Origin of the sequence: Thermohalobaculum sediminis (assembly GCF_023487995.1) — a bacterium.
Lineage (GTDB): Bacteria > Pseudomonadota > Alphaproteobacteria > Rhodobacterales > Rhodobacteraceae > Thermohalobaculum > Thermohalobaculum sediminis.
The window spans coordinates 667,732-674,617 of the sequence record NZ_JAMFKN010000002.1 but is presented as its reverse complement, the minus strand read 5'-3'; the positions used below and the strand labels follow the sequence as shown (position 1 = coordinate 674,617).

Here is a 6,886-nt window from a genome sequence, read left to right as displayed (position 1 = left end):
CCGAAACCCCTAGGTGGCCGATATGCGTCGATCCGTCCGTCGCCAAGACAAACCAAACCGCCCGCATATCCCTTCATTTTCAGTATCTTGTCAAAGAGCGGCTCCGCTTCCAGGAGCATCCGGCGCCGCGTCCCCGAGGGGTCTCCGTCGCCGGTGAGCGCGGCTTATATGGAGATTCGCCGGACCGCGCAACACCCATTTTCCACTTTTTTGAGCGGCCCCGCGAGGGGGTGCGTCAGCGCGTCCCGAGGCCCTGCGAGGCGGCCCCGAGCCGCCCCTCGCGGGCCAGCACGAGGTGCAGCACGAACCCAGTGACCAACAGCCCCTGCATGGTCAGCAGCGACGGCAGCACGGTGCCGTGCGGCAGGAAGCCGGCGACCTGGGCCATCACCCCGCCGCCCAGGAACTGACAGAAACCCATGAGCCCCGACGCGGCACCAGGGCGGTCGGGCGCCGCGCCAACGGCCCCCGCCATCGTGTTCGGGACCGAGAGCCCCGCACCCAGCGACTGCAGCATCATCGGGAGCATCAGGACCATGGGGTGGACCGCCCCGCCAAGCGCCAGCGCGACGCCCACGCCCACGCCTGCGATGGCGAAGGCCGCTCCCGCCCGTAGCGCGCGACGCTCGCCCAGCCGGCGCGTCAGCGGCCCGCACAGCATGTTCGAGACCATGTAGGTGGCCGAGATCAGCATGAAGTAGAGGCCATAGCCGGTCGGACCGATGCCGTAGGCCTCCTGCATCACGAAGGGCGCCGAGCCCACGAAGAACAGGAAGCTCGCGAAGGACCCCACACCATAGAGCGCATAGGCCCAGAACGTGCGGCGCCCGGCCACCTCGGCGAGGCCGCGCCCGACATCCATCCAGCCTCGCGGCTCGGCGGGGGGGGCGGTTTCGGGCAGGCGCGCCTGCGCGAGCAGGGCAAGGCCGACGGCGACCGCGGTGACCAGCGCGAAGACCACGCGCCAGCCGGCGAGCTCGACCACGACGCCCGAGATCACGGGCGCCACCATCGGAGCCACCACCATCGCCGCGGTGATCTGGCCGATCACGCCCGCCGCGCCCTGCCGGCCATAGACATCCTGCGCGATGGCCCGTCCCAGCACCATGCCGGCGACCGCACCCGCCGCCTGCAGCACCCGGCCCGCTACCGCGAGGCCCAGATCGGGCGCGACGCCCGCCGCCGCCGAGCCGAGCGCCGCGAGCCACATCGCGCCGATCAGGACCGGCCGGCGTCCCAGCCGGTCGCTGAGCGGCCCCCAGACCAGCGTCGCCACCGCCATCGCCGCAAGCGACACCGACAGCAGAAGCTGTGCGGCCGCCGCACTCACCTCAAGATCGCGCGCCACCGCCGGCAACGCGGGCGCCAGCGCCTGCATGGCGAATGGGCCGATCGCGGTGAGCGCCGCGAGCAGCGCGACGAGCGAGACGTGGCTGGGCATGGAAGGACCTCCGGGCGACAGATAGCCATCTGGCTTGCACCTGCCGCAAGGCAAACCGTGCCGCGCCCCGTGCAACCCTGCATCCCCTTGACCGTCCCCGCGCCCGATGATCTGTGGGGAGCCCGCCCGTGCGCCGAGGAGCCCGCAGATGCGCAACGCCTGGATCGTCACGCCCCAGTATTTCGAGCATCCCGAGCCCCGCCTCGTGGATTACGCTCCGGTCGACGCACGCCTCAACGGCCCGCATTCCATCCCCGACCGCGAGGCCGAGAGCATGGCGCGGCTGCACGGGCCGATCGCTCGCTTCACCGAGGCCGCGCTGAGGCGGGGCGAGCGGCCGGTCAGCCTCGCTGGCGACTGCTGCGCGGCGGTGCCGGCGCTTTCGGGCATGCGGGCGGCGGGGATCGAGCCATGGCTCGTCTGGATCGACGCGCATGGCGACTTCAACACTCCTCAGACCTCGCCCTCGCAGTTCCTGGGCGGCATGCCCCTTGCCATGATGGTCGGGCGCGGGCCGCAATGGATGTGCGAGAGCGTGGACCTCGCCCCCTTTCCCGAGGAGCGGGTGATCCTGGTGGACGGGCGCGACCTCGACCCGCTCGAGGCCGAGGCGGTGGCGGGCTCACGCCTCACCCATATCGGGGTTGGAGAGCTTGCGACGCTGGCGCTGGAGGGGCCCGTTCTGGTGCATATCGACCTCGATGTCATCGACGCGCGCGAGGCCCCGGCCTTCAACTACCCGGTCCGCGGCGGTCCCACCGCGTCGCAGATGGCGGTAGCGCTGGAAGGCTTCGCGGCGGGGACGGATATCCGCATGGTCTCGATCAGCGCCTGGTCCCCCTCGAAGGACCTCGACGGGGCGACGGGGCGGGCCTGCCGCCGCGTTCTGGCGGCGCTGACCAGCGATTAGCCAATGCAGCGGGGCGGACGGCGGCGTGCCCGGACCACGGAGGGCGCGTCTCAGTCCCGCCGGACCGCTCTGGTTCCCTCGGCGCGCCGGCCGAACGAGGCGCCCAGCGTCAGCACGGCGGCGGTGGCGCACATCGCGATGGGGAACATGGTAAAGACCGTGAAGCCGAATCCCCAGTACATGCCGACCGACGAGGCGGCTATGAGGGCGGTGGCGATGGCGGGACGCCCCGGCGCCATCGCGCCGCCCGCGATGCCGAGGATTGGTGCCGCGAGGCTGATCGCCTTGATCCGGTCGTAATGCTCGTTGATCGGCCCGCTGTCCGAGAGCCCCGAGAAGAAGGCGTCGACCACCACCAGCCCGTAGCCGAAGAAGCCGACGAAGATCCCGATGATCCCGCCGATGATCCCCAGCACCATCGCCGCATTGCGCATCCGCTCGCTTCCTGCCCCCGATGGATCCTGCTTCTGAATAGGCGTTGCGGGGGCGAATGAGAAGAGTGTGCAGTCCTGCCGACATTGGCCGGCTCCGCGCCTCGTGCCGCCGGCGCTGCTGGCGGGGGTGATGCGGGAGATCTTGCTGCGGCCACGCATCGTCGCGCGAGGGTCGCGGAAAGAACCCCTGTGAAAACTCCCCAAGGCTTGTATCCTTGGCCCGCGGGGAGCGGGGAAGTTGGAGGTGTGCCATGCTCCCACTCGCCCGAACGCCTCTTTTGGCGATGGCAACCCTGATGGCGAGTTCATCCGCGCTTGCCGACCCGCTCAGCCCGGAGAACACCCAGAAGCTCATGGCTCAGGCGCCTTGGCATATTCAGACCGGCGGCCTGACGAATTACTTTTTCTGGAACGAGGATGGAAGCCTCTGCGTGCGCATGCATGATGCGGCTGCCGAGTCCTGCGATGATGAAGGGAAATGGCATCGCAGCTGCTCTGAGATATGCTACGAGTTGACGTGGTGGGGCTCGGCTTACGGACAGGATGCAGCGTGCTTCAAGGTGGAGCGCGCCGAAGGGAGCCCGGTCGACTTTCACGCGAAGGAGTCGAACGGGATGACGCTTCTGTACTTTTCGGTGCCGGGCGCACAATAGGTGCGCTGCCGCGCCGGTCAGCGGATTCCCGGGAATGTCCATCGAACTCGTGCTGGCGGCCGCCATGGCGATACGACGTTCAGCTCGATCCGAGCCTTCATCGAGCCACACATGGGCATTGCCTCAGGGCCTATCCCTGCAATCCCGTGCACATCCTAAGGCCGGGATTCTGACCACCGACCACCCGATTCCACCTGACGAACGCTCAGCATCACGCCGCCAGGGCCGCACGGACACCCCCGCCCCACCCCACATGCACCTCGCCCCCCGCCACGATCACCGGGCGCTTCATCAGGGCGGGGTGGCGGGCGATCAGCGCCGCGGCGCCCTTGGCCGTGGCGACGGTTGCGCGCTCGCCCTCGGGAAGCCCGCGCCATGTCGTGCTCGCGCGGTTGACGAGGGCGTCCGCGCCAAGACGGGCGATCCATCCGGCCAGCAGGGCGGGTGGCACGCCGTCGGCGCGGACATCCCTGAACGTCACGCCCCGCCCCTCGAGCGCCTTCAGCGCCTTGCGGCAGGTGTCGCAGGTCCTGAGGCCGTATAGGATGATTTCGCTCACGCCGTACCCTTCAGCGCCGCCTCGAACTCGCGCCACTCGCCTTTCGACATGCCGGAATTCTCCTGCGTCACCGTCTCGCCCGCCAGCATCCGCCTGAGGCAAGCCATGCCGCTGGCCGAGAACTGCGTGGCCCCCAGCCGGTAGTCCTCGAAGGCGGCATAGGTCACCGGGACCCAGGCTTTCACGAGGTCGCAGATCGCCTCGGCATAGACGCGGATCTCGTATTGCGCGTGGGCGTCGGCGCGCAGGCGCAGGAAGTGCATGAGGTTGTGAAGGTCGATCTTCCAGTACCACTGGGTATAGATGTTCGCCGGCAGGTTCATCCGCGCAAGCTCGCGCGCCAGCCCCTGCTGGCCGTCCTGGGCCAGCATCGCCTCGTAATGGTCATAGGCGCGGCCGGCATCCGACTTCAGGATCTCGAGCACGCGCGCGGCTTCCTCGCCCTCCAGCACCGCGCCGCGGCCCTGGTTGTTGACGGTCGACTGGGCGGCGAGGTGTTCGGGCGCGGGGATGTAGAACTCGCGGTCGAGGATCGAGTAGCGGGCGGAATACTCGTTCACGTTGGCCGTGCGATGGCGGATCCACTGGCGCGCGACGAAGACCGGCAGCTTCACGTGCAGCTTGATCTCGCACATCTCGAAGGGCGTCGAGTGCCAGTGCCGCATAAGGTAGCGGATCAGCCCGGAATCGTCGCGCGAATGGCGCGTGCCCTGCCCGTAGCTCACGCGCGCCGCCTGCACGATGGCCGCGTCGTCGCCCATATAGTCGATCACGCGCACGAAGCCGTGGTCGAGCACCGGCACCGCCTCGTAGAGCCGGGCCTCGAGCCCCTCGGCCACGACGCGGCGTGTCTCGCGCGTTTCTGACCGGCTCGCCTCAATCTCGGCCTGTTGTTCCGCGGTCAAAGGCATATCTTCCCCCGTGAGCCCGATGCGCGGCCCGAGTCGCGCAACCTAGATATTGTATATACCGCGTGAGGGACCACGACATGAAGACCAAATATCTCCACACCATGATCCGCGTTCACGACCTGGACAAGACCGCGGACTGGTTCAAGACCTATCTGGGCCTCGAGGAGACGCGGCGCTACGAGAACGAGGCGGGCAAGTTCACGCTGGTCTTCCTCGCTCCCCCGGGCCAGCACGACGCGCCGATCGAGCTCACCTGGAACTGGGGCTCGGACGAGGAATACGGGCACGGCCGGGCCTTCGGCCATCTCGCCTATGGCGTCGAGAACATCTACGAGACTTGCCAGAAGATGATGGATGGCGGGATCGTCATCAACCGCCCACCCCGCGACGGGCGCATGGCCTTCGTCAAGACGCCGGACGGCATCTCGGTCGAGCTTCTGCAGATCGGCGACGCGCTTCCGGCGGCCGAGCCATGGGCGTCGATGCCGAACACGGGGAGCTGGTGAGCCGCCCCACGGCATCGCGGCGGGGGCGGGCGCCGGGATGATCCGGCGGGCGCGCCTCCTCGGCTCGCTCGCCGCGCTCGCGGGCGCGGCGTTGCCGGGGCCTGCGGCTGCCTTCTGCAAGCTTGCGCTGGCCTTCGCGCTCGACATCTCGTCGAGCGTGAACGACGCCGAATACCGCCTGCAGCTTGACGGGCTCGCTCATGCGCTCGAGCGGCCCGAGGTGATCGAGGCGATCCTGACGCCCGAGGGCGCGCATATCGCGGCGATCGCCTACGAGTGGTCCGGCTACAACCAGCAGGACCTGCTGACCCCGTGGACGCGGCTCGACAGCCCCGAGGCGGTCCGCGCCTTCGCCGGGCGGCTGCGGGCGCACCAGCGGATCTATTCCGACTTCCCCACCGCCATCGGCAAGGCGGTCGAATACGGCGCGCGGCTGTTCGAGACGGCGCCCGACTGCGGGCGGCGGGTGATCGACATCTCGGGCGATGGCGAGAACAACGACGGCGTGGGCCCCGAGTATTTCCGCGCCCAGGGGCTGCTCGACGGCATCACCATCAACGGGCTGGTGATCCTGGGCGCCTACCCGCATCCCGGCATATATTACCGCGAGCACGTGATGCAGGGCCCCGACGCCTTCGTCGCGCTGGCCCGGGACTTCGAGGACTATCGCGACGTGATGATCGGCAAGCTCCTGCGCGAGATCAACGCCGAGCTGGTGGTCGGCATGGACGCGGGCGGCGAGGCGGCGCGATGACCGCGCGCGCGGCGGCGGGGCTTGCGCTGGCGGGTGTCGTGTGGCTTGCGGCGCCGGCGGCGGGGGCCTGCGGGCTCGAGCTGATCCTCGCGGTGGACGTCTCCGGCTCGGTCGATGCGGACGAGTTCGCGATCCAGATGGGCGGGCTTGCCGACGCCTTCGCCAGCCCGTCGGTGGCCGCGGCCATCGCCGGGGTCGAGGGCGGGGTGCTGGCGACGCTGACGCAATGGTCGGGGGTCTCGCGCCAGCGCCAGATGGTGGGCTGGCACCGGGTGACCGACGCCGCCTCGGCGCAGGCCTTCGCGGCGGCGGTGCGCGCGAGCCCGCGGGCATGGCGCAACTTCTCGACCGCCATCGGCGAGGCGATCGCCCATGCCCACGCCATCGGCGCCGAGGCGCCCGAGCCCTGCGGGCGGCGGGTGATCGACATCTCGGGCGACGGCGCGTCGAACGAGGGTCAGCGCCCGCGCGACGTCTCGCGGGCGGTTGCCGCGGCGGGCTACACGATCAACGCGCTGGTGATCCGCGGCGCCGACCCCGACCCGCTGGAAGAGTACATGACCCAGGTGATCGCGGGCCCCGGCGCCTTCGTCGAGGTGGCGGAGGGGTTCGACGCCTATCCGCAGGCGATCCTGCGCAAGCTGCTGCGCGAGATCGAGCAGCCGCTCGCGGTCTCGGCGGCGCCGGGCGGCGCGGGCGCGGCGCGCTCGCCCTGAAA

9 protein-coding genes are annotated in these 6,886 nt (G+C 69.7%); 5 read left to right on the top strand and 4 right to left on the bottom strand.

The features are described from left to right. Positions 1-235 precede the first annotated feature (235 nt). Positions 236-1,441, bottom strand: a complete 1,206-nt coding sequence (locus M1105_RS07220; RefSeq protein WP_249579662.1) for a multidrug effflux MFS transporter — start codon at positions 1,439-1,441, stop codon at positions 236-238. 148 nt (positions 1,442-1,589) lie between these two features. On the opposite strand from M1105_RS07220, the gene M1105_RS07215 reads away from it, so the two are divergent. Further along, entirely contained in the window at positions 1,590-2,351 is a 762-nt protein-coding gene (locus tag M1105_RS07215; RefSeq protein ID WP_249579661.1) for an arginase family protein, read from the top strand. A 50-nt stretch (positions 2,352-2,401) separates the two neighbouring features. On the opposite strand, the gene M1105_RS07210 is transcribed toward M1105_RS07215, so the two are convergent. Further along, positions 2,402-2,785: a hypothetical protein gene (locus M1105_RS07210; RefSeq protein ID WP_249579660.1), complete on the bottom strand. Its 384-nt coding sequence runs from the start codon at positions 2,783-2,785 to the stop codon at positions 2,402-2,404. A 251-nt stretch (positions 2,786-3,036) separates the two neighbouring features. Here M1105_RS07210 and M1105_RS07205 point away from each other — a divergent pair, with 251 nt between their 5' ends. Next, a complete protein-coding gene (locus tag M1105_RS07205) occupies positions 3,037-3,438 on the top strand; it encodes a hypothetical protein (RefSeq protein ID WP_249579659.1) in 402 nt (133 codons plus the stop codon). Positions 3,439-3,649: 211 nt separating this feature from the next. Here M1105_RS07205 and M1105_RS07200 read toward each other — a convergent pair whose 3' ends face one another. Together M1105_RS07200 and thyX are read right to left on the bottom strand one after the other, a co-directional pair. Further along, on the bottom strand, positions 3,650-3,997 hold the full coding sequence (locus M1105_RS07200) for an ArsC/Spx/MgsR family protein (RefSeq protein ID WP_319936772.1): 348 nt from the start codon (positions 3,995-3,997) through the stop codon (positions 3,650-3,652). After that, positions 3,994-4,908, bottom strand: a complete 915-nt coding sequence (gene thyX, locus M1105_RS07195; protein WP_249579658.1) for an FAD-dependent thymidylate synthase — start codon at positions 4,906-4,908, stop codon at positions 3,994-3,996. Before thyX ends, M1105_RS07200 begins: the two co-directional genes overlap by 4 nt. Before the next feature lie 77 nt (positions 4,909-4,985). Here thyX and M1105_RS07190 point away from each other — a divergent pair, with 77 nt between their 5' ends. Genes M1105_RS07190 through M1105_RS07180 form a run of 3 tightly spaced genes read left to right on the top strand, consistent with a single transcriptional unit; the run spans position 4,986 to position 6,884 of the window. Beyond that, positions 4,986-5,414, top strand: a complete 429-nt coding sequence (locus M1105_RS07190) for a VOC family protein (protein ID WP_249579657.1) — start codon at positions 4,986-4,988, stop codon at positions 5,412-5,414. Positions 5,415-5,451: 37 nt separating this feature from the next. After that, a complete protein-coding gene (locus tag M1105_RS07185; RefSeq protein ID WP_249579656.1) occupies positions 5,452-6,168 on the top strand; it encodes a DUF1194 domain-containing protein in 717 nt (238 codons plus the stop codon). Beyond that, a complete protein-coding gene (locus tag M1105_RS07180; protein ID WP_249579655.1) occupies positions 6,165-6,884 on the top strand; it encodes a DUF1194 domain-containing protein in 720 nt (239 codons plus the stop codon). Before M1105_RS07185 ends, M1105_RS07180 begins: the two co-directional genes overlap by 4 nt. Positions 6,885-6,886: the final 2 nt, after the last annotated feature.